The 26,844-nt window shown below is 42.8% G+C and carries 23 protein-coding genes; 16 read left to right on the top strand and 7 right to left on the bottom strand.

All coding sequences use genetic code 11. The features are described 5' to 3' along the window. Nucleotides 1–14 precede the first annotated feature (14 nt). From ACIQXN_RS01045 to ACIQXN_RS01030, 4 genes are all read left to right on the top strand, one after another. The gene (locus tag ACIQXN_RS01045; protein WP_402960849.1) at nt 15–4,424 is read left to right on the top strand and encodes an NPCBM/NEW2 domain-containing protein; all 4,410 of its coding nucleotides are present in this window, start codon (nt 15–17) and stop codon (nt 4,422–4,424) included. 831 nt (nt 4,425–5,255) lie between these two features. Continuing rightward, complete coding sequence (locus tag ACIQXN_RS01040; RefSeq protein WP_402960847.1) at nt 5,256–6,470, top strand: acetate/propionate family kinase; 1,215 nt, start codon at nt 5,256–5,258, stop codon at nt 6,468–6,470. Between the two features lie 179 nt (nt 6,471–6,649). Further along, on the top strand, nt 6,650–7,492 hold the full coding sequence (locus tag ACIQXN_RS01035) for an EcsC family protein (protein WP_402960845.1): 843 nt from the start codon (nt 6,650–6,652) through the stop codon (nt 7,490–7,492). Beyond that, nucleotides 7,489–8,001 (top strand): MogA/MoaB family molybdenum cofactor biosynthesis protein, encoded by a 513-nt coding sequence (locus ACIQXN_RS01030; RefSeq protein WP_402960843.1) that lies wholly within the window; start codon nt 7,489–7,491, stop codon nt 7,999–8,001. Before ACIQXN_RS01035 ends, ACIQXN_RS01030 begins: the two co-directional genes overlap by 4 nt. 57 nt (nt 8,002–8,058) lie before the next feature. On the opposite strand, the gene ACIQXN_RS01025 is transcribed toward ACIQXN_RS01030, so the two are convergent. After that, a complete protein-coding gene (locus tag ACIQXN_RS01025; RefSeq protein ID WP_402961706.1) occupies nt 8,059–8,373 on the bottom strand; it encodes a hypothetical protein in 315 nt (104 codons plus the stop codon). A 214-nt stretch (nt 8,374–8,587) separates the two neighbouring features. Here ACIQXN_RS01025 and ACIQXN_RS01020 point away from each other — a divergent pair, with 214 nt between their 5' ends. Together ACIQXN_RS01020 and argH are read left to right on the top strand one after the other, a co-directional pair. Continuing rightward, complete coding sequence (locus tag ACIQXN_RS01020; RefSeq protein WP_402960841.1) at nt 8,588–9,793, top strand: argininosuccinate synthase; 1,206 nt, start codon at nt 8,588–8,590, stop codon at nt 9,791–9,793. Next, nucleotides 9,790–11,169 (top strand): argininosuccinate lyase, encoded by a 1,380-nt coding sequence (gene argH / locus ACIQXN_RS01015; RefSeq protein ID WP_402960839.1) that lies wholly within the window; start codon nt 9,790–9,792, stop codon nt 11,167–11,169. Before ACIQXN_RS01020 ends, argH begins: the two co-directional genes overlap by 4 nt. Nucleotides 11,170–11,220: 51 nt before the next feature. Here the strand turns inward: argH and ACIQXN_RS01010 are convergent, their stop codons facing one another. Together ACIQXN_RS01010 and ACIQXN_RS01005 are read right to left on the bottom strand one after the other, a co-directional pair. Next, a complete protein-coding gene (locus tag ACIQXN_RS01010; protein ID WP_402960837.1) occupies nt 11,221–11,670 on the bottom strand; it encodes a universal stress protein in 450 nt (149 codons plus the stop codon). A gap of 86 nt (nt 11,671–11,756) precedes the next feature. After that, a complete protein-coding gene (locus tag ACIQXN_RS01005; protein ID WP_402960835.1) occupies nt 11,757–12,854 on the bottom strand; it encodes a M24 family metallopeptidase in 1,098 nt (365 codons plus the stop codon). A 114-nt stretch (nt 12,855–12,968) separates the two neighbouring features. Here ACIQXN_RS01005 and ACIQXN_RS01000 point away from each other — a divergent pair, with 114 nt between their 5' ends. The 3 genes from ACIQXN_RS01000 to ACIQXN_RS00990 all read left to right on the top strand — a co-directional run bounded on the left by ACIQXN_RS01000 (nt 12,969) and on the right by ACIQXN_RS00990 (nt 15,420). Beyond that, on the top strand, nt 12,969–13,649 hold the full coding sequence (locus ACIQXN_RS01000) for a metal-dependent hydrolase (protein WP_402960833.1): 681 nt from the start codon (nt 12,969–12,971) through the stop codon (nt 13,647–13,649). A 156-nt stretch (nt 13,650–13,805) separates the two neighbouring features. Further along, the gene (locus tag ACIQXN_RS00995) at nt 13,806–14,033 is read left to right on the top strand and encodes a hypothetical protein (RefSeq protein WP_402960831.1); all 228 of its coding nucleotides are present in this window, start codon (nt 13,806–13,808) and stop codon (nt 14,031–14,033) included. A gap of 67 nt (nt 14,034–14,100) precedes the next feature. Continuing rightward, nucleotides 14,101–15,420 (top strand): DRTGG domain-containing protein, encoded by a 1,320-nt coding sequence (locus tag ACIQXN_RS00990; RefSeq protein ID WP_402960829.1) that lies wholly within the window; start codon nt 14,101–14,103, stop codon nt 15,418–15,420. Between the two features lie 27 nt (nt 15,421–15,447). Here ACIQXN_RS00990 and ACIQXN_RS00985 read toward each other — a convergent pair whose 3' ends face one another. Continuing rightward, a complete protein-coding gene (locus ACIQXN_RS00985) occupies nt 15,448–15,750 on the bottom strand; it encodes a YtpI family protein (protein ID WP_402960827.1) in 303 nt (100 codons plus the stop codon). A 168-nt stretch (nt 15,751–15,918) separates the two neighbouring features. On the opposite strand from ACIQXN_RS00985, the gene ACIQXN_RS00980 reads away from it, so the two are divergent. After that, nucleotides 15,919–16,857 (top strand): DHH family phosphoesterase, encoded by a 939-nt coding sequence (locus ACIQXN_RS00980; RefSeq protein ID WP_402960825.1) that lies wholly within the window; start codon nt 15,919–15,921, stop codon nt 16,855–16,857. Nucleotides 16,858–16,876: 19 nt separating this feature from the next. On the opposite strand, the gene ACIQXN_RS00975 is transcribed toward ACIQXN_RS00980, so the two are convergent. The 3 genes from ACIQXN_RS00975 to ytrH are packed head-to-tail and all read right to left on the bottom strand — an operon-like array spanning nt 16,877 to nt 18,113. Next, on the bottom strand, nt 16,877–17,260 hold the full coding sequence (locus ACIQXN_RS00975; RefSeq protein ID WP_402960822.1) for a VOC family protein: 384 nt from the start codon (nt 17,258–17,260) through the stop codon (nt 16,877–16,879). A 17-nt stretch (nt 17,261–17,277) separates the two neighbouring features. Next, on the bottom strand, nt 17,278–17,781 hold the full coding sequence (gene ytrI / locus ACIQXN_RS00970) for a sporulation membrane protein YtrI (RefSeq protein WP_402960819.1): 504 nt from the start codon (nt 17,779–17,781) through the stop codon (nt 17,278–17,280). Next, nucleotides 17,778–18,113, bottom strand: a complete 336-nt coding sequence (ytrH, locus tag ACIQXN_RS00965; RefSeq protein WP_402960817.1) for a sporulation membrane protein YtrH — start codon at nt 18,111–18,113, stop codon at nt 17,778–17,780. Before ytrH ends, ytrI begins: the two co-directional genes overlap by 4 nt. A gap of 186 nt (nt 18,114–18,299) precedes the next feature. Here ytrH and dnaE point away from each other — a divergent pair, with 186 nt between their 5' ends. The 6 genes from dnaE (at nt 18,300) to pfkA (ending at nt 26,808) form a co-directional block, all read left to right on the top strand. Further along, on the top strand, nt 18,300–21,659 hold the full coding sequence (dnaE, locus tag ACIQXN_RS00960; protein WP_402960815.1) for a DNA polymerase III subunit alpha: 3,360 nt from the start codon (nt 18,300–18,302) through the stop codon (nt 21,657–21,659). 111 nt (nt 21,660–21,770) lie between these two features. Then, nucleotides 21,771–23,012: an NADP-dependent malic enzyme gene (gene ystJ / locus ACIQXN_RS00955; protein WP_402960813.1), complete on the top strand. Its 1,242-nt coding sequence runs from the start codon at nt 21,771–21,773 to the stop codon at nt 23,010–23,012. 5 nt (nt 23,013–23,017) lie between these two features. Next, entirely contained in the window at nt 23,018–23,668 is a 651-nt protein-coding gene (locus ACIQXN_RS00950) for a FadR/GntR family transcriptional regulator (RefSeq protein WP_402960811.1), read from the top strand. Between the two features lie 51 nt (nt 23,669–23,719). Beyond that, nucleotides 23,720–24,583, top strand: coding sequence for an acetyl-CoA carboxylase, carboxyltransferase subunit beta (gene accD / locus ACIQXN_RS00945; RefSeq protein ID WP_402960809.1), 864 nt, complete (start codon nt 23,720–23,722; stop codon nt 24,581–24,583). Next, nucleotides 24,580–25,578: an acetyl-CoA carboxylase carboxyl transferase subunit alpha gene (gene accA, locus ACIQXN_RS00940; protein WP_402960807.1), complete on the top strand. Its 999-nt coding sequence runs from the start codon at nt 24,580–24,582 to the stop codon at nt 25,576–25,578. The genes accD and accA overlap by 4 nt, the downstream gene beginning before the upstream one ends. Before the next feature lie 270 nt (nt 25,579–25,848). Further along, nucleotides 25,849–26,808, top strand: a complete 960-nt coding sequence (pfkA, locus tag ACIQXN_RS00935) for a 6-phosphofructokinase (protein WP_402960805.1) — start codon at nt 25,849–25,851, stop codon at nt 26,806–26,808. Nucleotides 26,809–26,844: the final 36 nt, after the last annotated feature.

The following is a 26,844-nucleotide window of genomic DNA, read 5'->3' as shown; positions in this document are numbered from 1 at the left end:
CGGAGGGGAAAAGCATGAAGAAATTAATGGGGAGACGGAGGCTGCCAAAAATGATGGCGGTTGCCGTATCTACGACGTTGCTTGTTGGTTATTCTGGTACGGCCAACGTCTTGGCAGCTCCGACTATGGGGAGTATAGAGGTAGCTTCAGAGAATAACGCCACTGAAACGAAATCTACTAGTGTTACTACATTTGAGTTATTTAGCAATAGGTCATTATTAGATGCTTACAATGCCATGTACAAAATGGCCAGTGGTAACATTCAATCCTTGGAAAACAATGGTGGGAGTTATTCTACTAGTACTCTTGCCAATATGCTTGATGGTAATTTGGATACGCATTGGGAAACCGGAAAACCGAACGCTACCTCTTTTACGAATGAAATAACCTTCAAGTTTGATAAAGCGACCAAATTAGATAGAGTGGTATATGCACCGAGATTAACGGGTGCCTCTGGTAAGGGTTTCGCAAAAGAGTTTGAAATTTATGGATCAACAACAAATGATAGTGACGACTTTGAATTGGTCGCTTCAGGTGAATATAAAGGGAATGTAAGAGATGCTATCGAAATACAGTTCAATCCAACAAAGTTCAAACAATTGAAGTTTGTGTTTAAAAAAGCGAATGAACAATGGGCCGCGGCATCTGAGTTTATGTTTTACAAGGAAGATGCGATCGCTAAAAAGATGAACGGGCTGTTTGAAGACGAAAAGCTGACAAAGGTTAGCGATGCTTACAACACACCGGAAAAATTAGCAGCTTTAGAGAAAGAAATAGCAGCGCATCCATTCCAAGAGGATTTCATGGAGCGTATTGAGGACGCAAAAAATGTACTAGCCATGGAAGAGATCTTTCCTTCTACGACAAAGACAAAAGCGTTTAAACATTATGGTAATGCTGCCTATAAAGAGCATTTCATGATACCACTGACTAATCTTAAACGTATTACAAACAACGGTGGTCATTATGCACAGTCCGTTTTGAAGAACGCTGTGGACGGAAACACAGATACATACTGGGAAACAAATAGAGCTAATACGGCTGATTTCAAAAACACAGTGGAAGTGGAGTTTAAGGATGCCGTTACAATCGACCGCTTAGTGTACGGGGCCCGTCCGAGCGATAATAAAGGATTCATTACTGGATTTGATGTGTATATCTCTCCAACATCTGCAGGTGAGACCTATCAATTGGTTTCGAGTGGAAGTCATAGTAAAGTGAGTGGGCTGATCGAGGCCAAATTCAATCCTGCAAAGGCAAAACGTGTAAAGCTCGTGGTTACAGACTCCGATCAAGCGTGGGCAACCTTGTCTGAGCTAGCGTTCTTTACAAAAGATGAGATAGCCGACCAAGTGGAGGATTTATTTACAGACGGTACCCAAAGTGCGATCAAGGAAGCCTACAACTCGTTAACTAAGATTAATGAGCTGGAGACTAAGGCTAAGAACCATTTGCTGTATAACGATTTGTTGCCGGACTTAGAGTTAGCCAAGAAAATTGTACAAGGTCAAGTGAAGATCGAGGGTACGATCATTCAGGCGGAGCAGGTGGGGAACCGGAGAGGCTATGCGTCTAGTCGGCTAAAATCAAATGTCGGCTCCAATCTGCAATCAACAGGGTTAGCAGCAAAGGCCGGAGCGAAGATCACTGTGTACGTCGAAGCGAACGGGGCCACTAAATTACCCGCCATGGTGTTTTCTCAGACCCAAGGGTCATGGTCTAGTTGGAATCGAAGCGTGCAGCTGACGAAAGGGAAAAATGTCATCACCGTGCCGAAGGTTTCGCAAGATGGCTATGGATATGCAGTAACGAGCGGTGGTGCGATCTATATCACCAATCCTTATACGAAGAGCGAGCAGGGTGGAACGCCTGTCATCCGCATCGAAGGCGCGCAAGACTTCCCGGTGATGACAAAGGATACTAATCCGGATGCGTTCAAAGCGGAATTGGCTAATCATAAAGCTAAAGTAGATGCGGACAAAGCGAAACATGCCAATCTAGCAGACCGTGAAATGTTGGATGTCGTAGAGTTGGTTAGTGACCATATCATCTATTCGGGTACGACATCAGCGGCCTACAAGGCCTATATAACGGAGGGAAAAGATCCAAAGGCTACGGTCGATGGGTATGACAAGTGGATGCATCGCATCTTCAGTTTCCACGGCATAGATGGCACCAACCAAAACCGCAAGTCAACAAGCATCCGAGAAAACATTCGTTTGATGCAACCGTATGGCTTCATGTATGCAGCAGGTGACCATACAGGCATTCAGCTCAATGAAGAAGGACTCCTCTTCAATGATTTGAGCAAGGTGTATCCTGGATGGGGGTTGAATCATGAAATCGGCCACAGGATCGATAACGGGGCAAGGTTGTGGGGAGAAGTGACCAATAACATGACATCTATGGGGATGTCCGTTAAGTATAAATCGATTGATAACCGGATCCCGTACAACGATATTTATCAATATGTCATCGGCGAAAATAAAGTGGACTTCGATTCGCTTGGCCTTGCAGAAAAGCTAGGTGCTTTCTGGCAGTTGGAAATGGCACATCCCGGTTATTGGGCAGAACTAGAGAACTTATATCGTGAACGAAATATCCAGTCGGCTAGTGAAGCGCAAAAACAGCAAAACATGGTCAAAATATCTTCGGACGTATTGAAAAAAGATCTAAGCACTCACTTTGCCCGTCATGGCTTCAACATTACCGAAGCAACGAAAGCGTACACGGGAAAATATGAAAAACCGGACAAGTATTGGTACTTGAACAATAGTGTAATCAACTATAAAGGGAATGGGTTCACAGAAGATGCTTCAGTGGATGTAAACATTGCGACCAATGAGTCCAAAAAGACAAATATGCTAACATTCGCCATGGATAATGCAAATAAGAGCCATGCATTGGGGTATGAAATTCTTCGCGATGGTGAACTGATTGGATTTACATCCAGTGGCTCATTTACGGATAAAAATGTAGATGCAAAGCAGAATTACGATTATCAAGTTGTGGCATATGATAAAAAGTTAAAAACGCTAGATCCAGTGGGTGTGAAGGCATTCAAGCCAACTCTTTCTGTATCTGATCAACTGACGCTTAAACTTAATCAAGCATTTAACGCTCCTGATTTTGTAAAAGCGTATGATCATAACGGAGCGGACATCACAAGTGATGTACAAGTACAGTCCTCAAATTTGGATATAACAAAAAGAGGGGACTATCAAGTCACTTTTGTTGTGACGAGTCAAGGTGTCACAGAAACAGAAACGGTTGATGTTAAAGTGGTCAGTGACTACGATTACCTATCTGATATTAAAACAAAATCATATAAAATCGATTGGGGTGGTTTGAAATTAGATAAAGCGCCGCAAGGAGGAAGCATCCAGCTTCTACGCGATGGTGTAGCGGCAACATATGAAAAAGGAATTGGCGCACATGCTAATTCTGAGATTGTCTATGACGTTGCCGGGAAGGGCTATAATCATTTTGAAAGTTATATTGGTATTGACCAAGCAATGAAAGGTCAAAATGCTTCTGCTACCTTTGAAGTCTGGGTAGATGATGAGAAGATTTACACTAGCGGTGTATTCGGTTCGGGAACAGAGCATCAGTTTATCAAGGTGCCCATCAAAGACGGAACTAAAACGGTTAGTTTAGTCACGACGGATGCGGCTGAAAACCATAACACATCGGACCATACGGTTTGGGCGGATGCGAAGTTTACGAAAGATGATAGCAAACCGGTGATTTCGGTTAAATCTGAAGCGACTAAGGTTGGAGCACCTATCGATATCGAAGGGGATTATTCAGCTACTGACGTAGAGGATGGCAATTTGACATCTAAAGTTAAAATCACAGGAACAGATCGAGTTGATTTCGATAATCCAGGGAAGTATGACATTACGTATACCGTAACAGATAGTGATGGAAATGAAATGACAGCAATTCGTACAGTGTCCGTAGTTGATATGAAAGACTACAAATATCTATCTTCTTACAACTGGAAATCTGAAAGCCATACGTATGCAGCTCCTGTGAAAAATAAAGCAACGAGTGGCAATGCTTTACGACTAACAGGTGAAAATGGCAACATTATTTCGTATGAAAAAGGAATCGGAGCACATTCTAAATCAACCATCATATATGACCTAACGGACAAAGATGCCGCCTACTTCTCGTCATTTGTTGGGATAGACAGACAAATGTATAACACGGTAGGTTCCGTTGATTTCCAAGTATTCGTGGATGGTGTGAAGAAATTCGATAGCGGTTTGATGACATCCAATATGGTTCAGAAATATGTTGAAGTGGATGTTGCGGGTGCTCAAGAATTGAAGCTCGTCGTAACGGATGGTGGAAATGGTAACGGATCGGACCATGCGACATGGGCCGATGCAAAACTTCATTATGCAAATGTTAATTGAGAAATCATGAATAAAAAGTTCAACCGATATACTTGGTCAACCCTATAATTCTAAGAACAAGTTTTAGCTAACCAAAAGAGCCCTATTACACATAGCGTGTAGTAAGGCTCTTTTGTATTGGTTTTTATAGTTTCTTTGTTGCACTATACTTCAAATAGTGGATTATATAAGCAAGTGGTTCAGCGTTTAACGGGAGTATATCGATTGAGGCCGCCGTAACTTTATAAACAGTTCACCTTTTATGAAAACACAAGCAGACCTAGAATATATCTTAATCTAAATACAAAGAACTATAATGGTGTATTGGATGCACCCTTCCCAGATACGGCTTAATCTGATGGGGGCTTCATAGATTAAACATGGATTCGCCAAAAAGGGATGCTCTTCTTTTGTGTTTTCAATCGACATTTAGATATAAGGGCTGTTTAAAAAGCATGTGAACGTGTCTTTTGGAAAGCTTTTCTTTTTGAAAGAGGCAGTTCGTCTGGTTAGGAAACTTATTTATTTTTGATCAGGTTGAGAGTGAAATAGAAATGGATTTCATGATAAACTAGTAGAATTACAGTGAGGATGATAATGGATAGTTTCTACTACCCCTTTTATAAGTGCTCGGGACCTATCGGAGAATGATGAAAGCAACTCAAGAACATAGGGACATGCCAAACTTTTTAAAGCGTTTTACATAGGGTACAGTAAAAAAGCATTTGTTTTTTGAATATAAAGAGTTTTTATAATTATTAAATATTTATTGGTAGAATCCGTTACCCATGATAAGATATATACAATATATTGCACGTTTGTAGACTAGCTTAGAGTAAAGGAGCAGGTTGGATGTCTAAAATTATGGCAATAAACGCAGGTAGCTCTTCTTTGAAGTTTCAGCTTATTGAGATGCCTTGTGAACATGTAATTACGAAAGGTCTTGTGGAAAGAATCGGTTTGAAAAATTCCACATTCACTTTGAGTGTTGAAGGCGAGAAGATTACTGAAACGTTGCGCATCCCAAACCATGAAGCGGCTGTCGGACTTTTGCTAGAAAAACTGATTCATCATCAGATCATACGCTCTTTCGACGAAATAGATGGCATGGGCCACAGAGTTGTGCATGGTGGTGAAGTGTTTAGCGACTCAGTCTTAATTACAGAGGAAGTAATAGAAAAAATTGAGAAGCTCTCGGAACTAGCTCCCCTTCATAATCCTGCTAATGTTACGGGAATCAAGGCTTTCCGGCGAATAATGGGTGACGTTCCGGCGGTTGCTGTATTTGATACGGCCTTCCATCAAACCATGGAACCAAGCTCATATATGTATAGCTTGCCATTTGAGTACTATGAAAAATACGGTATTAGGAAATATGGATTTCATGGGACATCGCATAAATATGTATCCCAACGTGCAGCAGAAATGATTGGAAGGCCTATTGAACAGGTACGGTTAATATCCTGTCATTTGGGAAATGGTGCTAGCATCACGGCCATCAAGGAAGGAAAGTCAATCGACACATCGATGGGCTTCACCCCTTTGGCAGGTGTGACGATGGGAACACGTTCAGGAAATATCGATCCGGCTTTGATTCCGTACATCATGGAGAAAACTGGGACAACTGCAGATGAAGTGCTGGATGTCTTGAATAAGAAAAGTGGCATCCTCGCACTGTCTGGCTTCTCAAGCGACTTACGAGATATTCAATTGGAAGCTGATAACGGAAATGAACGGGCTGAACTTGCACTGGAGGTGTTTGCTGGTCGCATACATAAATACATCGGTTCTTATACAGCGAAAATGGGCGGTGTGGACGGAATCATCTTCACAGCCGGGATTGGCGAAAATAGTCAAACCATCCGTGGGAGAATATTGGAGGGGCTTGAATTTATGGGGGTATATTACGATGAGGACTTAAATCGTACCTCAGGGGTGGAAGCCTTCATAAATTCACCATTTTCTCCGGTGAAAATCATGGTCATTCCTACCAATGAAGAAATCATGATCGTCAGAGATACGATGAATATTATAATGAATGAAAGTTTAGAAGATATATTTTCTTAAACTTAAGAAACCTCCTTACCGATGTGGTGTGTAAGGAGGTTTTTTATGGCCCTTCCCTGGTTCCTTTTTTCATGACCTTCTAGGCAGGATCATGCATTCTTTCGAATGCTTGAAAAATGCTCCTATGTGGTATACTTGAAGGGAGAATCCACCAATTCTTTATAAAGGAGGCTTGATGTATGGAATTCACAAATCGGGACACGAAAACTTGGAATGAAATTAGTGAATGGCAAGATAAACTAAACCAAAATGATCCGACCGACTTGGCATCATTGTATGATAAATGGTTAGAACATAGCTTTTCATTGCTGCCTGAAGATGTTCAAAAGCAGTTTTTCGAAAAGCTCGATACTTGGCTGTTTCATTTGCATGCAATGGTGCAGAGCTCACCCATTCAAATAGATGCAAGGGACCATATTTTAGCGTCGGCACGTGTTTTCAATGAAGAGATTGAAGTGATTGGGGATCTACAACTTTTAACGATTGACCAATTGAATTATATTGCCAACCAGCATATTGCCAAGCACCGATTATATTCGTTTGTGCAGGGGGGGATAAGTGGTCGTGGAGGGCTGATCCTACTTGGGAGCGATATCCCGGCCATGACAGTCATTAATGTCCGCACCGTACAGCTGATTGCAATGTCTTATGGCTTTGAAGTGAATACACCATTTGAAATGATGATGGCCCTGAAGGTTTTCAATGCAGGAGCCATGCCCAAGAGGCTTCAAGGAGCGGCCTGGGAAGAATTGTTACGGGAACTTCAGACTGCCGAAGATGACTATTGGTATATGGGCATAGAGGAACTGACGAATCCGACATGGATGGAACAGCCCCTAAAACAACTGTTGAAAGCTGTATCCATCACCATTTTCAGAAAAAAACTAATGGGCGGAATTCCACTTATCAGTATGGCTATTGGGGCTGGGTCTAATTACCAGATGACTCGCCATGTCAGTGAATTTGCCCAGAAATTCTATCAATACCGATATTTACAGGGAAAGAAGGCAGATGAAGAGTGAGCGTCAACGAACATAAAAAAATCATTTCGGAGCCGATTCGCTGTAAGGTGATCACCGTCAGTGATACGCGGAATGAAGATACGGATAAAAGTGGCGCTCTGATGATGGACCTTTTAAAGTCACAGGGACATGTAGTGACAGAATACGAAATCGTTAGAGATGAACGGAGCGCGATTCAAGGGGCGGTAACGTCTGGCTGTAAAAGCTGTCAAGTCGATGTCATCCTAACCAATGGCGGCACCGGCATAGCCAAAAGAGATGTGACGATCGAGGCAGTGAAAGAATTGATGAGCAAGGAGATACCTGGTTTCGGTGAACTGTTCCGTATGCTGAGCTATCAAGAAGACATTGGATCGGCAGCCATCTTATCAAGGGCCATTGCTGGAGTGGCATTCAACAAAGCGATCTTTTCGACTCCGGGTTCCTCGGGTGCGGTTCGCCTGGCAATGAATAAATTAATACTTCCTGAATTAGGTCATGTTGTTGGTGAACTTAGGAAAGACATATAAGAAAAAATGTTAAAACCTCCGTTTTTAAAACGGAGGTTTTTTTGCATGGAAATGGGCTTAATTATGCATCTTTTCGCTTACCCCTTGATCGGCACGATACCAGAGCCAAAGATCATTGATCACAGAAGCGAGATCGGCAATTTCACTATTAAGCTGGCAAGAAACTACGAAATCACTTTCATCCGAGAGCTGCGTTTGTTTCCGGTTGATGGTCGATTCCAATTCCTGTATACGATCAGGGATGCGTCCCCGAATGGTTTCCCAGTATGCGAGTATGCTATGCTGCTCGCCTTTGGCGTAATCATCCCATTCCTGAGGTAAGTCAGGGACATAGATCCCAAGCCGTTCATCATACTTAAAAAGCTTTTTCATAAGTCCCTCCGTAATCACAGTTTTCATACTCTTAGTGTACTATATTATAACGACTGCATCTATTCTATGAATTAAACGGAATATCGAAAAATATTTACTGAAATCCACGAAATACCCCTTGTATTCCTTGTATAAAAATGATAAAGTACTATTCATAGATTGAATAAAAATAACAACGAATGAATTTTTATTCACACGAAAGGGACGATAAAATATGGGAAATCAAAAAGTAGTTTTAGCATATTCTGGAGGATTAGATACCTCTGTTGCAATTAAATGGTTACAAGATCAAGGATACGACGTTGTGGCATGCTGCTTGGACGTCGGTGAAGGAAAAGATTTAGACTTCATTAAAGAAAAAGCAATCACTGTTGGAGCGGTTAGTTCATATGTAATTGATGCAAAAGACGAATTCGCCGATGAATTCGCATTGACGGCTCTTCAAGCCCATACATTATACGAAGGAAAATATCCTTTAGTATCAGCTCTTTCGCGTCCACTTATCGCGAAGAAGTTAGTGGAAGTGGCTGAAGAAGAAAATGCGGTAGCGGTAGCGCACGGTTGTACGGGAAAAGGAAATGACCAAGTGCGTTTTGAAGTATCCATTTCAGCATTAAATCCTAATCTGAAAGTTCTTGCCCCAGTTCGTGACTGGAGATGGTCTCGTGAAGAGGAAATCGAATATGCTGCGAAAAATGGAATTCCTGTTCCTATTGGTCTAGCTAGTCCATACTCGATCGACCAGAACCTATGGGGAAGAAGTAATGAATGTGGGATTCTTGAGGATCCATGGGCGGCTCCGCCGGAAGAGGCATATGATCTGACAAACAGCCTTGAAAATACACCGGATACTGCCGATATCATTGAAATCGGATTTGAACAAGGTGTACCGGTTACATTGAATGATAAGAATTACAAATTGGCTGATTTGATTGTCGAATTGAATCAAATTGCTGGTAAACATGGTGTCGGCCGTATCGATCATGTAGAAAATAGATTAGTAGGAATCAAATCCCGTGAAGTATACGAAGCTCCAGGCGCCATGACATTGATCGCTGCACATAAAGAGCTAGAGGACATCACATTGGTTAAAGAATTGGCTCATTTCAAGCCAGTGATTGAAAAGAAAATGACGGAATTGATTTATGAAGGACTTTGGTTCTCTCCGCTTCAAAAAGCATTGGCTGCATTCTTGAAAGAGACACAAGTGAACGTTACGGGTACTGTCCGTGTGAAACTTTTCAAAGGCCATGCCATTGTGGAAGGTAGAAAATCTGAGTACTCTCTATATAATGAAAAATTGGCAACATACACAAAAGCTGATGAATTCGATCATGAGGCAGCAGTTGGCTTCATTAAATTATGGGGACTTCCAACGAAAGTGAACAGCATGGTCAACAACAAGAAGGTGACAGTGTGAGCAGCAAGCTTTGGGGAGGAAGATTCACGAAATCTGCCGAAGAATGGGTAGATGAATTTGGGGCTTCCATATCCTTTGATCAAGAACTTGTCCTAGAAGATCTTCAAGGCAGCTTGGCACATGTCACGATGCTGAAGAAGTGTAATATCTTGCCTGAAGAGGACGCTGATCAAATTATTGTGGGCCTGAAAGGTTTACAGGAAAAAGCTGAAAAGGGTGAACTGACTTTCAAAGTGGAGATGGAAGATATCCATCTTAACCTTGAAAGCATGCTTATTGAAGCAATCGGTCCCGTTGGAGGCAAGTTGCATACCGGCAGAAGCCGTAACGACCAGGTCGCCACAGATTTGCACCTTTACATGCGTAACCAAACGAAAGTGATTCTGGAACTCATCAATGGCCTTCAAGAAGCAATCTTGGAGCAGGCAAAGAAAAATGTGGAAACACTCATCCCAGGATATACGCATTTACAACGTGCCCAGCCGATATCATTCGCACACCACTTAATGGCCTATTTCTGGATGTTGGAGCGCGATAAACAGCGCTTCACCGAAAGTTTCAAGCGAATTAACATTTCACCACTCGGTGCAGGCGCGCTTGCTGGGACGACCTTTCCGATTGACCGTGCATTAAGTGCGGAATTGCTTGGATTTGATGGAATTTATGAAAACAGTCTGGACGCAGTGAGCGACCGTGACTTTGCCCTGGAATTCATGAGTAACAGCGCAACGATGATGATGCATTTATCCCGTTTCAGCGAAGAAATCATCCTTTGGTCAAGCCAGGAATTCCAATTCGTTGAACTGGACGATGCTTTCTCGACGGGCAGTAGCATCATGCCGCAAAAGAAAAACCCTGATATGGCGGAGTTGATCCGTGGTAAAACAGGAAGGGTTTACGGGAATCTAACAGGGTTACTGACAGTATTAAAAGGGCTGCCTCTTGCTTATAACAAAGATATGCAAGAAGATAAAGAAGGCGTTTTTGATACGGTTAAAACGATTGTTGGTTCACTTAAAATTTTCGCTGGCATGATTTCAACGATGAAAGTGAAAAAAGATGTAATGGAAAAAGCAACGAAAAATGACTTTTCCAATGCAACCGAATTGGCCGATTATCTGGCTTCGAAAGGCATGCCTTTCCGTAAAGCCCATGAAGTCGTCGGCAAACTTGTTTTATTCTGTGTCCAAAACGGCTGCTATTTAGTGGACCTTAGCATGGAACAATTCAAGGAGGCATCCGAGTTGTTTGAAGAGGATATTTACGATGCATTGAATCCATATGAAGCAGTTAAACGTCGTAACAGCGCAGGTGGAACTGGATTTGCCCAAGTGCAGCTTGCGATTGAAAAAGCGGAGAAACTCTTAAGTGAATAACACGTAAAAAAAGCTCGTACACCCATTTTGTGTACGAGCTTTTTGCATGGTTTAGTTTTTATCGTTACGGACAATGATGACATCACAACTTGAATGTCGGACGATACCTTCCGATACGCTACCGATTAAGAAACGTTCAACGGCATTAAGTCCTGTCGCACCGCACACGATTAAATCAATGGTATGTTTTTTGGCTAAATCTCTCGGAATTTTAACTTTAGGAGAACCGTACTCCACTTCCGTAATAACATTAGTGATCCCTGAGGCAATCGCTTCTGTCTTGTACTTTTCCAATAGTTCATTGGCGAAGGTTTCTGAGCGGTCACGGATGTTCATATCATAAGCTTCGATGGTCGGGAAGTTCCTTGTGTCGACGATATGTGCTAGCACTAGGGTCGCGTCGCTTAGTTTCGCCAGATAAATCGCCTTCTTTAAGGCCCACTCTGCTTCTTCAGAACCGTCTACTGCTACTAGGATATTTTTATAATCTATAGTACCCATAATGAATCTCCTCCTTCAGCTTCACTCCTATTATACAATATTTCCACTTGGTTAATTGTAACAAATTTGCGAATCTTTGATTAAATCTATCTTAATATTTGGAGGCTTTTCGGATATTTAGTCAGGACTTCACAGCCTGTATCTGTAATATACAAATCATCCTCGATTCGGACACCTGCAACATTAGGAACGTAAATGCCTGGTTCGATTGTATAAACCATTCCAGATTGCAATTTAAGTGGGTTCGTTTCCTTTAAGGATGGATATTCATGCACACTAATGCCAAGCCCATGCCCAAGACGGTGTGGGAAATAGTCGCCGTATCCTTCGTTGTGGATAATGCTTCTTGCAATCCGGTCAATCTCGGAACAAGCGACACCTGGTTTACTTGCTGCAACGGCAGCTTCTTGTGCTTTAAGGACCGTTTCATAGATTTCTGCTTGTTTATCATTGATGTCCCCGAAAGCGACGGTTCTAGTGATATCTGAGCAATATCCTTCATGCACCACACCTAGGTCAAAGAGAACAAGGTCGCCACGCTGAACTTTGGTTGTCCCTGGAGTTCCATGAGGCGAAGCGCCGTTCTTACCAGTCAGGACCATTGTAGAGAATGACATCTCGCTAACGCCGACCTTCTTCATTTCATATTCAATCGTCGCGAGGATCTCCATTTCGGATTTGCCTTCACGAATTTCGCCGACTCCTATTTCAATGGCCATGTCAGCAAGTCGGCAGGCTTCCCGAATCTTGACCATTTCATCTTCAGACTTAATCATCCGCATCCGTTGAAGCTTTTCTTCGGCTGAAACAAGGGTCGGTGCGTCAAAATGTCGCTGTATGTTTTCATAGCGCTCTACATTCATATGCTCTTTCTCAATGGCAATTTTCTTCAAGTTTACTCCACGTTGACTAACAGCCTTCTGGATCTTTTCCCAAGGATCTTCGATATCGGTATAGCCGATGATATCTCCTTGCCATCCAGCTTGTTTCGCATCTGGCACTTCCATTTGCGGGCAGACCAAAAATGGCTCTGCATGATTGAATATAGCTAGTGCAAGCAATCTTTCATGTGGGTCACTAAAGAATCCACTGCAATAAAAGACGTTTTCGGTAGAAGTAAGGATGGCTGCATCCAGCTCATTGGTTTGCAACCAGTTTTGTAATTCGCTCAAATGTTTATTCATGACGATACCTCCATAGATAGGATATAATTACCTTAGCAATAACTATTTAAATAGTAAATGGTAAAGCTTTTGAAAAATTTCAAATTTGTGTGTATCAGAAGGGAGCATCAGTAAATGAAAGTATCTTTTCATGGACATGCCATCGTGAAGGTGGAGACCAATGGTAAGACGATTCTTTTTGATCCATTCATTACCGGAAACGAATTAACGGATTTGAAGGTGGATGATGTTAAACCAGATGTAATCATCTTAACACATGGCCATAATGACCACATTGGTGACACGGTGGAACTAGCGAAAAAACATGATGCCCTTGTTATCGGAATTGCGGAGATTGCTGCGTATTTAGGGAATCAAGGCGTCAGGACACATGGTATGAGCATTGGTGGGGCATTTGAATTTGATTTTGGCAAAGTAAAGTTGACTCCTGCTTTTCATGGAACAGGATTCAATACCGAAGATGGTCAGATCATCTATTTAGGGATGCCTGCCGGCGTATTGTTAACGGTGGAAGGAAAAACAATCTATCATGCTGGTGACACGGCAGTTTATTCCGACATGAAACTGATTGGGGAAAGACATCCGATTGACCTGGCATTTTTACCCATTGGGGATAATTTTACAATGGGACCGGAAGATGCAGCGCTTGCGGCGAAATTCCTCCAGGCAAAAAAGGTGGTACCGATTCATTACAATACGTTCCCGGTCATCAAACAGGATCCCCACAAGTTTCTTGACCTGCTTGAAGCTAAAAATGGTGTAGTGATGGAAGCAGGAGATGAAATCGATTTATAACGAACTCAACAGGGGCCTCATTGAATGCTCCTTTTTATATGGTAGGATTACGAATGGTTTCAGCCGGACGGTAAGAGAAAAATTGCAACAAGGCCAAGATTCTTTTTACTCTTCATCGGACATAAAATGTAGGGAAGGACTGAAGGAGGGAGTTCGATGAAGCAAAGATTATTGCTCTGTTTGCTTTTATGCGGGGTGATGTTGTATTATGCGGTGCCACGTCTGTCGTTGGAAAGCGGCGGTTTGGAGAGTATATTCGGGGGGACTTGGCTGTTATTCGCCCTGTTAGCGGTGGCTGGTAATTTGACCGGTATTTTGTATTCTCCTAAAAAACAGAAAGTGAAGCGTCAACGGGAAATGAAAAGGTTGCGTGAATATTATTAGTTGTTTGATAATCTAGGCTCTTTGACCTTATAATGGTATAAGGAATACCGTGAAAAGGGTGAAGCGCTTGGCTACAAAGCATGAACAAATATTAAAACATATCGATGGACTCCCGGTTGGTGAAAAGATTTCCGTCCGCCAGATTGCCAAAGTCTTGAATGTAAGTGAAGGTACGGCATATCGTGCCATTAAAGAGGCGGAGAATCAGGGCTATGTAAGTTCCATTGAGCGGGTAGGCACGATTCGTATTGAGAAAAAGAAAAAAGAGAATATTGAAAAGCTCACGTTTGCCGAGGTAGTTAATATAGTTGACGGACAAGTTCTAGGCGGAAAAACGGGTCTTCATAAGACATTGAATAAATTTGTAATCGGAGCGATGAAGCTTGAGGCGATGATGCGATATACGGATGCAGGCAATCTGCTAATAGTGGGAAACCGTACCCAGGCTCATGAGCACGCGTTGAAAGCGGGTGCAGCGGTATTGATTACCGGTGGTTTCGATGCGGAAGAATCAGTGAAAAAATTAGCCGATGAATTGGAAATGCCGGTCATTTCAACGAGTTACGATACATTTACAGTAGCGACCATGATCAATCGGGCAATCTATGACCAATTAATTAAAAAGGAAATTTTATTGGTTGAGGATATTCTGACGCCTGTTCAGGAAACGACCTTCTTAACCGTGGGAGATCGAGTACAGAATTGGCATGAATTGAATCAAGAGTCGGGGCATAGCCGTTTCCCTGTCGTTGATGAAAACATGAAGGTTCAAGGCATGGTCACCTCAAAAGATATCATGGGCCAAGAAGAATTAACGCTCATCGAAAAGGTGATGACGAAAAACCCGATGACCGTAGGCGATAAAATGAGTGTCGCTTCCTCTGCCCATATGATGGTGTGGGAAGGCATCGAGTTGATACCAGTCGTGAGTGACAGTCATATCCTGAAGGGAATCGTAAGCAGGCAGGATGTATTGAAGGCGCTGCAATTGAGTCAAAGACAACCTCAGGTTGGTGAAACGATAGATGACACGATTACAAGTCAACTGGTAATGACCTCTAGCCAAGGCAAGGGTCAAGAAGTGTATAGCTACGGTGTTACACCACAAATGACCAATTATCTTGGAACGATTTCAAGCGGGGTATTCACGACATTGGTTACCGATTCTGCTAATCGTGCGCTCAGAAGTTATAAGCGCGGTGACTTAGTCGTCGAAAACATGACGATTTATTTCATCAAGCCGGTTCAAATCGACAGTACGCTTGAAATTCATCCCCGTGTTCTTGATGTGGGCCGTAAATTCGGAAAAGTGGATGTTGAGGTATTTAACCAAGGGAAGCTTGTTGGAAAAGCCATGCTGACATGTCAGTTGCTTGATCGTTCTTAAATAACGAAAGAGGATAATCGAATTCGATTATCCTCTTTCGTTTGCGGCTTCTTCGATTGCATGGGGAAGATAAAATTTATACATTTTATATCCGCCCCAGACGCTGAATAGTCCGACCAAGATGAATACCGCGGCAATAATATACGTAACGGTCGTCTGGAAAAGGAAAAGCTGATTGACTCCAAATAAAGCGACAAAGGCACCAAGGGCCATGGAGGATTTTCCTGAAATCCATTTTTTCTCCATCGGTAACTTGGTCCGTACGGTTTTAATCTTGTAAAACACATAAATCCCTAGTGACAGAACGATCAAAGTGACAAGGATAGGCATTGTTAATAATTCCCCCATTTTAACATATGTACCTTTTTATTGTAGCGGGAATCTTTGGAGAATGCCACCGTAAAACAAGATGAGCCTTCCTATTTACCCAATTTTTTGATTAAATAAAATATATCCAGTTAATTTGCACAAGAATACATATGTAAAAAGGAGAATTGTATGAAAGCTGAAATTTTAGCAGATATAAAGCACTACGATACCATCATAATTCATCGGCATGTCAGGCCGGACCCCGACGCTTACGGTTCCCAAGGGGGATTGGCAGAAATCCTGAAAGTATCTTTTCCTGAAAAACATATTTACACAGTCGGAAAAGAGGAGCCTTCATTGAATTATTTAAGAAGGCTTGATGTGATCTCGGATGAAATGTATCAAGGGGCCTTGGTCATCATTTGTGACACCGCCAATACGGATCGCATCGATGACAGCCGTTACCGCTCAGGGGATAAGTTGATCAAAATCGATCACCACCCAAACGAAGATCCATATGGAGACATGCGTTGGGTCGATACGTCCGCAAGCTCTACGAGTGAAATGATTTATGAATTTTACCAGTTTGGAAAAGATCAAGGTTTGAAGATGAGTGATGAGGCAGCTCGTTTATTGTATGCAGGAATCGTGGGTGATACTGGCCGTTTTCTTTTTCAAAGCACGACGGAAAAAACATTCGCTTATGCAAGTGACTTGATTCATTATTCATTTTCTCGTCCACAGTTATATCAAGAGATGTATGACGTCGATGAAAGTATTGTCAGGCTGAATGGGTATGTGCTGCAACATTTCGAGATCTTGCCAAACGGCACGGGGAAGATGATCATCACGAAGGATATCCTGGAGAAATTCCATGCAACGCCTTCAGAGGCCTCTCAGCTTGTTTCCTCGCTTGGATCAATTAAAAACGTAAAATCTTGGGTCTTTTTCATCGAAGAAGACAAGGAAATACGAGTCCGGTTCCGCTCTAAAGGTCCAATCATCAATACGATAGCCAGGAAATACAATGGTGGCGGACATCCTCTCGCGGCAGGGGCCTCCATTTATTCTTGGGATGTGGTAGATCATATCTTGGCTGATCTAGAAGAGGTAAACCAAGCTGAATAACAATAACCAAAAGACCAAATCACCTTGAATTTGGTCTTTTGGCTTTTAGGTATTCACGTTGAGAAATCTTTAGTTGGTTGCCATCCGGATCTTTGAAATTGAACCATCGATCATGTTCGATGCCTGTTGTACATTCAACTTTATCTTTCATATATTCGTAGGCCTCCGTGACGTTCGTCGTGTTAAAGTGAAAGGGAGGGACTTTATAAACGCGATCTTCGGCAAATATCTTACTGTCCAGTACAATTCCCGTTCCGACCATGGGCAACACATATAAGTGTCCGAATAGAATATCCCCTGTCACCGGGATGCCCAACAAGTCGGAATACCAATCACGGGCGACTTCGATATTGCGCACAGGGATAAAGACCGTACCGATTTGGTTTAAGATTGGGTTCATCATTCACCTCTTTCATTCCGTCATTTCGCCCTCTTGATTTTAAGTTCGATATTCATTTTTGTATAAAACATAATTTCGTAGACTTCCAGTTCGTAGCGTTTCTTGTTGATTTCGATGATTTTATTTTCAATCGATTTCTTTAACAGCGTTTTTCCGTTATATACGCTTACGACGTCTTTTGCCAGAAGGGAAGAGAGGTCATCTTCTATCACATCCTCGGCATCAGCGATACTCAGCTGGTCAAGGCTATAGAATTCCCCGTTGGAGATCTTCACCTCTACTTCTTGAATCGTCAAGATTTCTTCGTTTTGTTGATTGAGTTTTTTGTAATCCTGCTCCCAAATTGCAATTTTTTCGGTTAAATCTTTCATCTCTTCTCTCTGCTCATGAATGATCCGAATTTGCGTTTCCTGCTGTACCCCATACATGTAAAAGAAAATCACCCAGCTGAGCAGCCCGCCCAACGCTGCCCCCGCAAAAAAACGCTGCCAGGTGGGTAGTCGATGATAGGGAGGGATCCTCATGGTGAAATATGCTCCTGTGTGAACCAGTTGATAATCAACGCTCCTGTCTGTGCCCCCCCAAGGGCGGAAAGGATCAATAGCACCTGCTTGACGATATCCTTCGTTTCGCCATGGAAAATGCCCCGTTCAAAATTATAAACCATATCGAAGGTTCCTCCGATGGCTGCGACAATCGCCCAAATCCTGAGGCTGTCTGATAATCGGAACACCGTGGTCATGGGGGCTTGTCCCGTGAAAAAAGCCGCCAGCCCGCCGATGATCGACCCGCCTAGCAAAACGCCGAGGGCTATGAAAAAACTGTTGATAAACGCCGGAACAAAGGCTTCATTCATGTATCATCATCCTTTTTTTGCTTGATATTCTTCTACTCTATTTATATGGGGAGGATGGAGGGAATATGATAGCCGGTGAAAATCAAGGTAGATGACTAGCATTGGCAATGAGAACATATTTTCTTTTTTTGAAATAAACACTATAATAAAAAGAAACATGCCCTTTCAAAGGTGGGAGAAAAAAACGTGTATACACATCTCCATATTCAGAGCGGATATAGCCTGCTGAGCAGTACGGTGAAAATTAATGAGCTTGTGGCTAAAGCGAAAGCGGATGGCTGTACGAGCCTTGCGTTAACCGATCGAAACGTGATGTATGGATCGGTTTATTTTTATAAGGAATGTAAGAAACAGGGGATAAAACCGATTATCGGGATTCTCGCGGATGTTCTTGACGATCAAGAAGCTGCACACCCCCTTCTTTTATTAGCAAAAAATCTTCAAGGATATCAAAACCTGCTAAAAATAAGCAGTGCAATCAAAACCAAATCCCCATCGGGAATTCCCTTCAATTGGCTTAAGGCCTATTCTACGGGATTGATAGCCCTTTCACCTGGTGTAGAAGGGCAAGTAGAAACATTGTTGGAAAAAGAAAAACCAGAGGAAGCTAAGAAAGCAGCCGAGCAATTACTGCATGTGTTTGGACGGGATAATTTTTATTTATCCCTCCAAAGGCTTGGGGTTGCCAATGAGGAGAGGCAAGTACAAGCAATAAGACAGTTGGCTAAAGAGCTGGAAATCGAGCTTGTAGCGACGAATCCAGTCTTTTATTTAAATCAAAGTGATGCGTTAGCGCAAGAAGTACTACTCGCTATCGGAAATGGCGACAAGCTGGAAGACGAGACGAGGGTGGTGCTTCCTTCCAAACAGTTTTATTTGAAAAGCCGTGCTGAAATGGTTGAACTGTTCAGTGACTTGCCGGATGCACTTCAAAATACGCTACATATTGCCGCGCAATGCAATCTCACTATTCCTTTTCATCGTTCCCTGCTACCCAAGTACCCTACCGAAGCTGGAGTGACGGCCGAAGAATTTCTTGAAACCATCTGTTTCCAAGGCCTGAAGAAAAGACGGCCTGAACCATCTCATGAATATGAAGAGCGTCTCCGCTTTGAATTGGACGTCATTAAACAAATGAAATTCAGCGATTACTTCTTAATCGTCTGGGACTTCATGAAATTCGCAAGGGACCACCAGATATTGACGGGACCTGGACGGGGCTCTGCAGCAGGGTCGATGGTCGCCTATGTGTTGTCCATTACGGATGTCGATCCAATTGAACACTCATTGTTGTTCGAGCGTTTTCTTAATCCAGAACGGGTGTCGATGCCTGATATCGATATTGACTTTCCGGATAACCGGCGCGAAGAAGTGATCGCTTATGTCGCGAAGAAATATGGGGAGCTACATGTGGCCCAAATCATTACATTTGGGACACTGGCCGCCAAAGCAGCGTTGCGGGATACTGGGCGTGTCTTCGGTTTGAATTCAAAAGAGCAGGAAATGGTATCGAAAATGATCCCGGGCCGACTGGGCATCACATTGCCTGAGGCGTTAGAAGAATCCAAACGGCTTCAGGAGTTCATAAGGGAAAGTGAGAGGAATCGAAAGCTTTTCGATACAGCTTTACTTCTTGAAGGTCTTCCCCGTCATACTTCGACGCATGCAGCTGGTGTCGTCATAAGCGATCAGGCACTCACTGAGCATATCCCGATTCAAGAAGGGCATGATGGCATCCATCTGACGCAATATCCAATGGACCTTCTCGAGGAACTCGGCCTTCTCAAAATGGATTTTCTGGGACTTCGTAATTTAACGCTCATTGATAATATTTTGAAAAACATTCAAAAAGGAACCGGAAAAAAACTGGATATAGCCCATATACCTATGGATGACCCAAAGACCTTATCCCTTTTGGGACGCGGGGAAACAACAGGCGTGTTCCAATTTGAATCGGATGGCATAAGGAAGGTCTTGATTAATCTGAAGCCGAACCGGTTCGAAGATATAGTCGCCGTCAATGCCTTATATCGTCCAGGTCCAATGGAAAACATTCCGCTTTATATTGAGCGAAAACACGGGCTAGCCCCAATTGATTACCTTCATCCAGATCTGAAAGAGGTTCTCGATCCTACCTACGGCGTTATCGTATATCAGGAACAGATCATGCAAATTGCATCGCGACTTGCCGGATTCTCACTTGGAGAGGCCGATTTATTAAGGAGGGCCGTCTCAAAGAAGAAAAAGGAAGCATTGGATCAAGAGAGGCACCATTTTGTGAATGGGGCATTAAAACAAGGATATTCCGAGAAAACAGCCGACGAAATTTATACATTGATCGTTCGGTTTGCCAATTATGGATTCAACAGGAGCCATGCAGTGGCATACAGCGTCATTGCCTTTCAGCTTGGATATTTGAAAACCCATTACCCTGAGTACTTCATGGCCGCACTTATGACTTCTGTCATCGGAAATGATGAAAAGATTTCCCAATATGCCCGAGAAGCTAAAAAGAAAGGCATTTCTGTGCTGCCGCCTTCCATCAATGAAAGCGGATATCCATTCATACCGGTGAAAGAGGGGATTCGCTTCAGCCTTGGGGCCATAAAAGGAATCGGGGGGACGGTATTAAAAGAGATTTTTGCGGCCAGGAGACAAAAGAAATTTGTCGATCTTTTCGATTTCTGTTTACGGGTATCTGGGAAGATCGTCAATCGAAAGGTATTGGAAGCCTTGGTACACTCTGGTGCCTTTGATGAGTTCGGCGAAGATCGAGCCACTTTGCTTGCCAGTTTGGACATCGCGATCAATCATACTGAATTGGTCAATCCGGATGATGATTTATTCGATATGTTTTCAGATGATGAGTTCTCGCTAAAGCCTAAATACAATCACGTCGAGCCAATCCCAGTAGAGGACAAACTTATCTTTGAAAAGAGCGTCCTTGGCCTGTATCTTTCCAACCATCCTGTAACGAGCTACAAAGAACTCTTTGGGCACTTTGGTTGCCTGACCATCGATGAAGCATTAAATAAAAAAGAGGCAAAGATCATGCTTGGTGTGTACATCACGGCAGTTAAAACCATTCGTACGAAAAAGGGCGATGTGATGGCCTTCTTGACGGTTAGTGATGAAGAAGGTGACCTGGAAGCCGTCGTATTCCCGAATGTATACAAAAACTATTCGGCCATCTTGAATCACGGCCAATTAGCGATGCTGCAAGGTACATTGGAGGAGCGGAACGGCAAAACCCAGCTCATTATTCAAAATGTATACCCGTTGGAGCAAGTGAAAAATATGGCGCAGGAAAAAACGGGTACACTTTTTTTGAAAATTGAATCCGAAAAGCAAACAAAAGACACTCTTCAAAAAATAAAAAAAATATTAATCCAGCATAGTGGCAATACGAAGGTCATGCTATTTTATGAGCGGGAAAACCGCTATGTACAGCTATCTTATTGGGATTGGGTCAACCCGGCCGATAACCTAATCGATCTTTTGAGTGGATTGTTAGGAAAAGGGAATGTGGTTTATAAGAGAGAATAACTATTTTACAACCTTACTAGTTATGTTATATTGAATGCAGGCCTATGTGGTCTGACCACTAGATTTCAACATAATTTTCCGGGTTGCCCAATTCGTTCTAGGAGTGAGAATATGACATTGAGAGAAGAAGCATTACATATGCATCGCTTGAATCAAGGGAAATTAGAAACCGTTTCAAAAGTATCAGTTAGGAATGCTGTAGATTTAAGCTTGGCTTATTCTCCTGGTGTCGCGGAACCGTGTAAAGAGATTTACGAAAAACCGGAAACCGTCTATGACTATACAATGAAAGGCAACACGGTAGCCGTTATTTCTGATGGAACGGCAGTGTTGGGTCTAGGTAATATCGGTCCTGAAGCCGCATTGCCTGTAATGGAAGGCAAAGCTGTCTTGTTCAAGAGTTTTGCAGGTGTGGATTCGTTTCCAATCTGTTTAAAAACGACGGATGTGGATAAAATTGTAGAGACCGTTAAATTACTTGAACCAACTTTCGGCGGAGTGAACCTAGAAGATATTGCAGCACCGAATTGTTTTGAAATCGAAGAAAGACTAAAAAAAGAAATGAATATCCCTGTATTTCATGATGATCAACACGGTACAGCAATTGTAACCGTGGCAGGTCTTGTAAATGCTTTGCGCCTTGTAGGGAAATCGATAACCGAAATTAAAGTGGTGGCAAGTGGGGCCGGTGCAGCAGGCATTGCCATCATCAAGTTACTTTATAGCTATGGAGTACGTGACATCATCATGTGTGACACGAAAGGTGCCATATATGAAGAGCGTACGGTAGGCATGAACGATATAAAAGAACAAGTAGCTAAAGTAACCAACCGGGATAGAGTTCAAGGAAATCTCGCTACTGTTATCAAGGGCGCGGATGTTTTCATCGGTGTGTCTGCTGCAGGGGCGTTAAGTCAGGATATGGTTTCTTCCATGAACGAAAACCCGATCATATTTGCCATGGCCAATCCCAATCCGGAAATCATGCCGGAGGAAGCGAAAGCTGCGGGCGCCAAAGTAGTAGGGACAGGCCGTTCGGACTTCCCAAACCAGGTTAATAATGTTCTTGCTTTTCCTGGAATCTTCCGAGGTGCCTTGGATGTTCGTGCAACACATATTAATGAAAAAATGAAGGTGGCGGCTGTCCAGGCGATTGCCGGTTTAATAGAAGAGCATGAGCTTCATGAAGATTATGTTATTCCCGCCCCTTTTGACGCTAGAGTAGCACCTGCAGTTGCTGCAGCTGTGGCAAAGGCGGCTATGGAAACCGGAGTGGCAAGGATTCAAGCGAATCCAGAGGAAATTAAATTAAAAACAAGAAGACTAGCAAACATTGGAAAAAGTGAGGAATAACTAATTTGGCAGATCGTACTTCTTCATCCAAAATTTATCTCGATGTTGTGGAGAGCCTGCGTAGCATGATTAAAGCAGATAACCTCCTACCGGGCGATAAAATCCCTTCTGAACGGGAGTTATCAGACCGTCTGAATGTTGGACGTTCTTCTGTCCGAGAAGCATTGCGAGCACTAGAGCTTTTAGGATTGATAGAAACTAGACGTGGTGAAGGGACGTTTATCAGGGATTTCCAGGAGCATAAGTTAGTGGAGCTTCTGGGAACCTTTTTTTTGCAAGATAAAAAGGTTCAAGAAGACTTAGCCGAAACCAAAAGGTTAATTGAAATCGATTGTTTGAAGATCGTGGCCTTCTTCGCCTCAGCCCAAGAGATTAAATCGTTAATCGACTGGGTCCAGACAGAGGAATTCCATGACGATGATTTCTTCTTGAGGATTGCCATATTAAATCGCAATCGTTTGCTTGAAAGAATTTGGCGTATCGTCAATAGCTATGCTAGGACATCGGATAAGGTACTAGCCGACACAAAAAAAGAAGATTACCATACATTACTTACATACTTGCTTGAAAGAGATGAAGAGAAAGCCATCGAAACCTATCTAATTAAAATTAGAAATATGTCGAAGGGCGAGTTACACCTTTTTACACGAACCTAATTTTATTTCTGATATAGTTTGGGCCAAGTATCCAAAAGGGGAGGATTAAGTTTGCTTAAAGAGCTATTTGCAAAATCTAAGAAGAAATATGCAACGGTTCCTTTAGATCGTGAAAAACAAGATGTACCCGAAGGAATCATGACGAAATGCCCTGGTTGCAAAAAAATCATGTATACAAAAGAATTAGTGAAAAATAAGAAAGTCTGTTTACATTGTGGGTTCCATCATTCCATGTCCTCTCATGAACGCATTGAATTTCTTTTCGATGTCAATAGTTTTACTGAATATGATAAAGAAATGATTTCAGTCAATCCTCTCGAGTTCCCGGATTACCTGGAGAAATTGGAGAAGGATAAAATAAAAGCCAAAATAAATGAGGCTGTCGTTACAGGGGTAGGTAGCATAAATGGGTATGAGGTATCAACGGCTATCATGGATTCCAATTTCCGTATGGGGAGTATGGGGTCTGTCGTCGGTGAAAAAATCACACGGGCGATTGAACGGGCTGGCGAAATGAAGATACCGTTCATCATTTTTACCGCATCTGGCGGGGCACGTATGCAAGAAGGTGTTCTGAGCCTAATGCAGATGGCCAAAACCAGTGCTGCCCTTAAAATGTTCAGTAATGAAGGTGGATTGATCATTTCGATGATGACCCATCCAACTACTGGTGGGGTTTCAGCAAGCTTTGCCTCTCTTGGTGATATCAATTTGGCTGAACCTGGCGCCTTGATAGGGTTTGCAGGTAGACGGATCATTGAACAAACGATTCACGAAGATCTTCCTGAAGACTTCCAGACATCCGAGTTTTTGATGAAACATGGCCAATTGGATGCTGTGGTTAAACGTACGGAAATGAAAGAAACCTTGACAACGATCCTTAAAATTCATGCCCCGGGTGGTGAATGGTTATGATTTATGAATTAGAGTTTGAACGTCCTGTAACAGAGCTTCGTAACAAGATTAAAGAACTTAGGGAAATAACGAAGGGAGCCGATGTTGACCTGGCTGCTGAGATAGAAAGCTTGGAAAACCGTCTTGAGAAGTTGGAAGTGGACATTTACAACCACTTGAAACCGTGGGATCGTGTGCAGATAGCTCGGCATCCAGCTCGTCCGACCACACTCGATTATATTCCTCTAATATTTAATGAGTTCATGGAATTCCATGGTGATCGCTATTACGGTGATGATGAAGCTATCGTGGCTGGCATCGGGGAATTCGATGGACTTGCTGTGACCATCATCGGTCATCAGCGTGGTAAGGATACGAAGGAAAATATTCGCCGTAATTTCGGTATGCCTCATCCTGAGGGGTATCGAAAAGCATTACGTTTGATGAAACAGGCCGAAAAATTCAATCGCCCCATTATTTGTTTCATAGATACAAAAGGGGCCTTCCCTGGCAAAGCCGCGGAAGAGCGCGGACAAAGCGAAGCCATTGCGAAAAACCTTTTTGAAATGGCAGGGCTTCAAGTACCTGTCATCAGTGTCGTCATTGGTGAAGGTGGAAGTGGGGGAGCTCTTGCCCTTGGAGTGGCCGATCGCATATACATGCTGGAGAACTCAACCTATTCTGTAATTTCTCCAGAAGGGGCAGCGGCTATTCTTTGGAAAGATGCTTCGCAAGCGAAGAGGGCAGCCGAAACCATGAAAATCACGGCTCCCGATTTAAATCGGTTGGGTGTCATTGATGAAATTATCCCTGAAGTCAGAGGCGGAGCCCATCGCGATGCCAATGAGCAAGCAAAAGCGATTAAAGAAATGTTAAATCTATCGCTAAACGAGTTACTTTCTCTAAGTAGCGATGAATTAATTAATCAGCGCTATCAGAAATTCAAAAAAATCGGTGAGTATGAATTGGAAGGACAACCAGAAGGAAAGTTACTGGAAGTAGAACAACATTCATAAAAGCATGGCCATTGAAAAAACGTGCTGCCAACCGGCAACGCGTTTTTTCAACCTTGACCTAAGTATTTAATGCCCATTGTACGAAAAATGTCCCTAATTTGGTAAACAAATCAATATTTAACGCAATTTACTTCAATTTATGAACTGAATAAGTTAGTCTTAGAATATTGAGTTTAAGCATAGAAGAGTTCCTTGCTTATCTTAAGTGAAAAAAGGGTACAATGATAGCAAATAGTATATTTCATGAGATCGGTAGGAGAGGTGACCATTATGAAAAGAATAGGTGTATTAACAAGTGGAGGAGATTCTCCAGGCATGAATGCGGCAGTCCGGGCAGTCGTACGGAAGGCAATTTTTCATGAAATGGAAGTCTACGGCATCTACCATGGATACCAAGGCCTGATCAATGGTGACATAAGACGTCTAGAACTTGGCTCTGTCGGGGATATCATTCACCGCGGAGGCACTATGCTACATACTGCTCGCTGTCCCGAATTCAAGACGGAAGAAGGACAGTTAAAAGCAATCGAACAATTGAATAAAGTGGGCATTGAAGGAATTGTCATCATTGGCGGCGATGGATCCTATCTTGGAGCGAAGGCATTGACTGAACGTGGGTTTCCTTGCATTGGCGTTCCAGGCACCATCGATAACGATATTCCGGGAACGGATTTTACGATTGGATTCGATACTGCGCTTAATACGGTTATCGATGCGATTGATAAAATCAGGGATACAGCAACTTCCCACGAAAGAACATATGTGGTTGAAGTGATGGGCCGAGACGCTGGGGACATTGCACTCTGGGCAGGTCTTGCTGGAGGAGCCGAAACGATTCTTTGTCCAGAATATGATTTCGACATGGAAGAGATGATCGGGAAGCTTAATCGTGGACATGAACGTGGCAAAAAGCATAGTATCATTGTTGTTGCGGAAGGCGTAGGCAGTGCCATGGAAATCTCCAAACAAATAGAAGCAAAAGCGGGATTTGAAACGCGTGTGACGGTTCTTGGTCATGTTCAGCGTGGAGGCTCTCCTACTGCAGCTGACCGTGTATTGGCAAGCAGGCTTGGTGCACGGGCGGTCGAATTGCTTCTTGAAGGATTGGGAGGCAGGGCTGTCGGAATTGAAAAAAATAAACTAGTTGATTATGATATCATTGAGGCCTTAGGAAAGCAGCACACGATTGATAAGAAAATGTATGACCTATCAGAGGAACTATCTATTTAATGGGAATATGATGCGAAAATGAGCATTAAAAAAATA

This window comes from Peribacillus sp. NPDC097295, from assembly GCF_044761665.1.
In the GTDB taxonomy this organism is placed as follows: Bacteria; Bacillota; Bacilli; order Bacillales; family DSM-1321; genus Peribacillus.
This window is presented reverse-complemented; position numbering and strand designations above follow the sequence as displayed.

Coding starts and splice junctions, on each gene's coding strand:
- ACIQXN_RS01045 (WP_402960849.1), top strand. CDS start 15: ATGAAGAAATTAATGGGGAGACGGAGGCTGCCAAAAATGATGGCGGTT.
- ACIQXN_RS01040 (WP_402960847.1), top strand. CDS start 5,256: ATGTCTAAAATTATGGCAATAAACGCAGGTAGCTCTTCTTTGAAGTTT.
- ACIQXN_RS01035 (WP_402960845.1), top strand. CDS start 6,650: ATGGAATTCACAAATCGGGACACGAAAACTTGGAATGAAATTAGTGAA.
- ACIQXN_RS01025 (WP_402961706.1), bottom strand. CDS start 8,373: ATGAAAAAGCTTTTTAAGTATGATGAACGGCTTGGGATCTATGTCCCT.
- ACIQXN_RS01020 (WP_402960841.1), top strand. CDS start 8,588: ATGGGAAATCAAAAAGTAGTTTTAGCATATTCTGGAGGATTAGATACC.
- ACIQXN_RS01010 (WP_402960837.1), bottom strand. CDS start 11,670: ATGGGTACTATAGATTATAAAAATATCCTAGTAGCAGTAGACGGTTCT.
- ACIQXN_RS01005 (WP_402960835.1), bottom strand. CDS start 12,854: ATGAATAAACATTTGAGCGAATTACAAAACTGGTTGCAAACCAATGAG.
- ACIQXN_RS01000 (WP_402960833.1), top strand. CDS start 12,969: ATGAAAGTATCTTTTCATGGACATGCCATCGTGAAGGTGGAGACCAAT.
- ACIQXN_RS00995 (WP_402960831.1), top strand. CDS start 13,806: ATGAAGCAAAGATTATTGCTCTGTTTGCTTTTATGCGGGGTGATGTTG.
- ACIQXN_RS00985 (WP_402960827.1), bottom strand. CDS start 15,750: ATGCCTATCCTTGTCACTTTGATCGTTCTGTCACTAGGGATTTATGTG.
- ACIQXN_RS00980 (WP_402960825.1), top strand. CDS start 15,919: ATGAAAGCTGAAATTTTAGCAGATATAAAGCACTACGATACCATCATA.
- ACIQXN_RS00975 (WP_402960822.1), bottom strand. CDS start 17,260: ATGATGAACCCAATCTTAAACCAAATCGGTACGGTCTTTATCCCTGTG.
- ytrI (WP_402960819.1), bottom strand. CDS start 17,781: ATGAGGATCCCTCCCTATCATCGACTACCCACCTGGCAGCGTTTTTTT.
- ytrH (WP_402960817.1), bottom strand. CDS start 18,113: ATGAATGAAGCCTTTGTTCCGGCGTTTATCAACAGTTTTTTCATAGCC.
- ystJ (WP_402960813.1), top strand. CDS start 21,771: ATGACATTGAGAGAAGAAGCATTACATATGCATCGCTTGAATCAAGGG.
- accA (WP_402960807.1), top strand. CDS start 24,580: ATGATTTATGAATTAGAGTTTGAACGTCCTGTAACAGAGCTTCGTAAC.
- pfkA (WP_402960805.1), top strand. CDS start 25,849: ATGAAAAGAATAGGTGTATTAACAAGTGGAGGAGATTCTCCAGGCATG.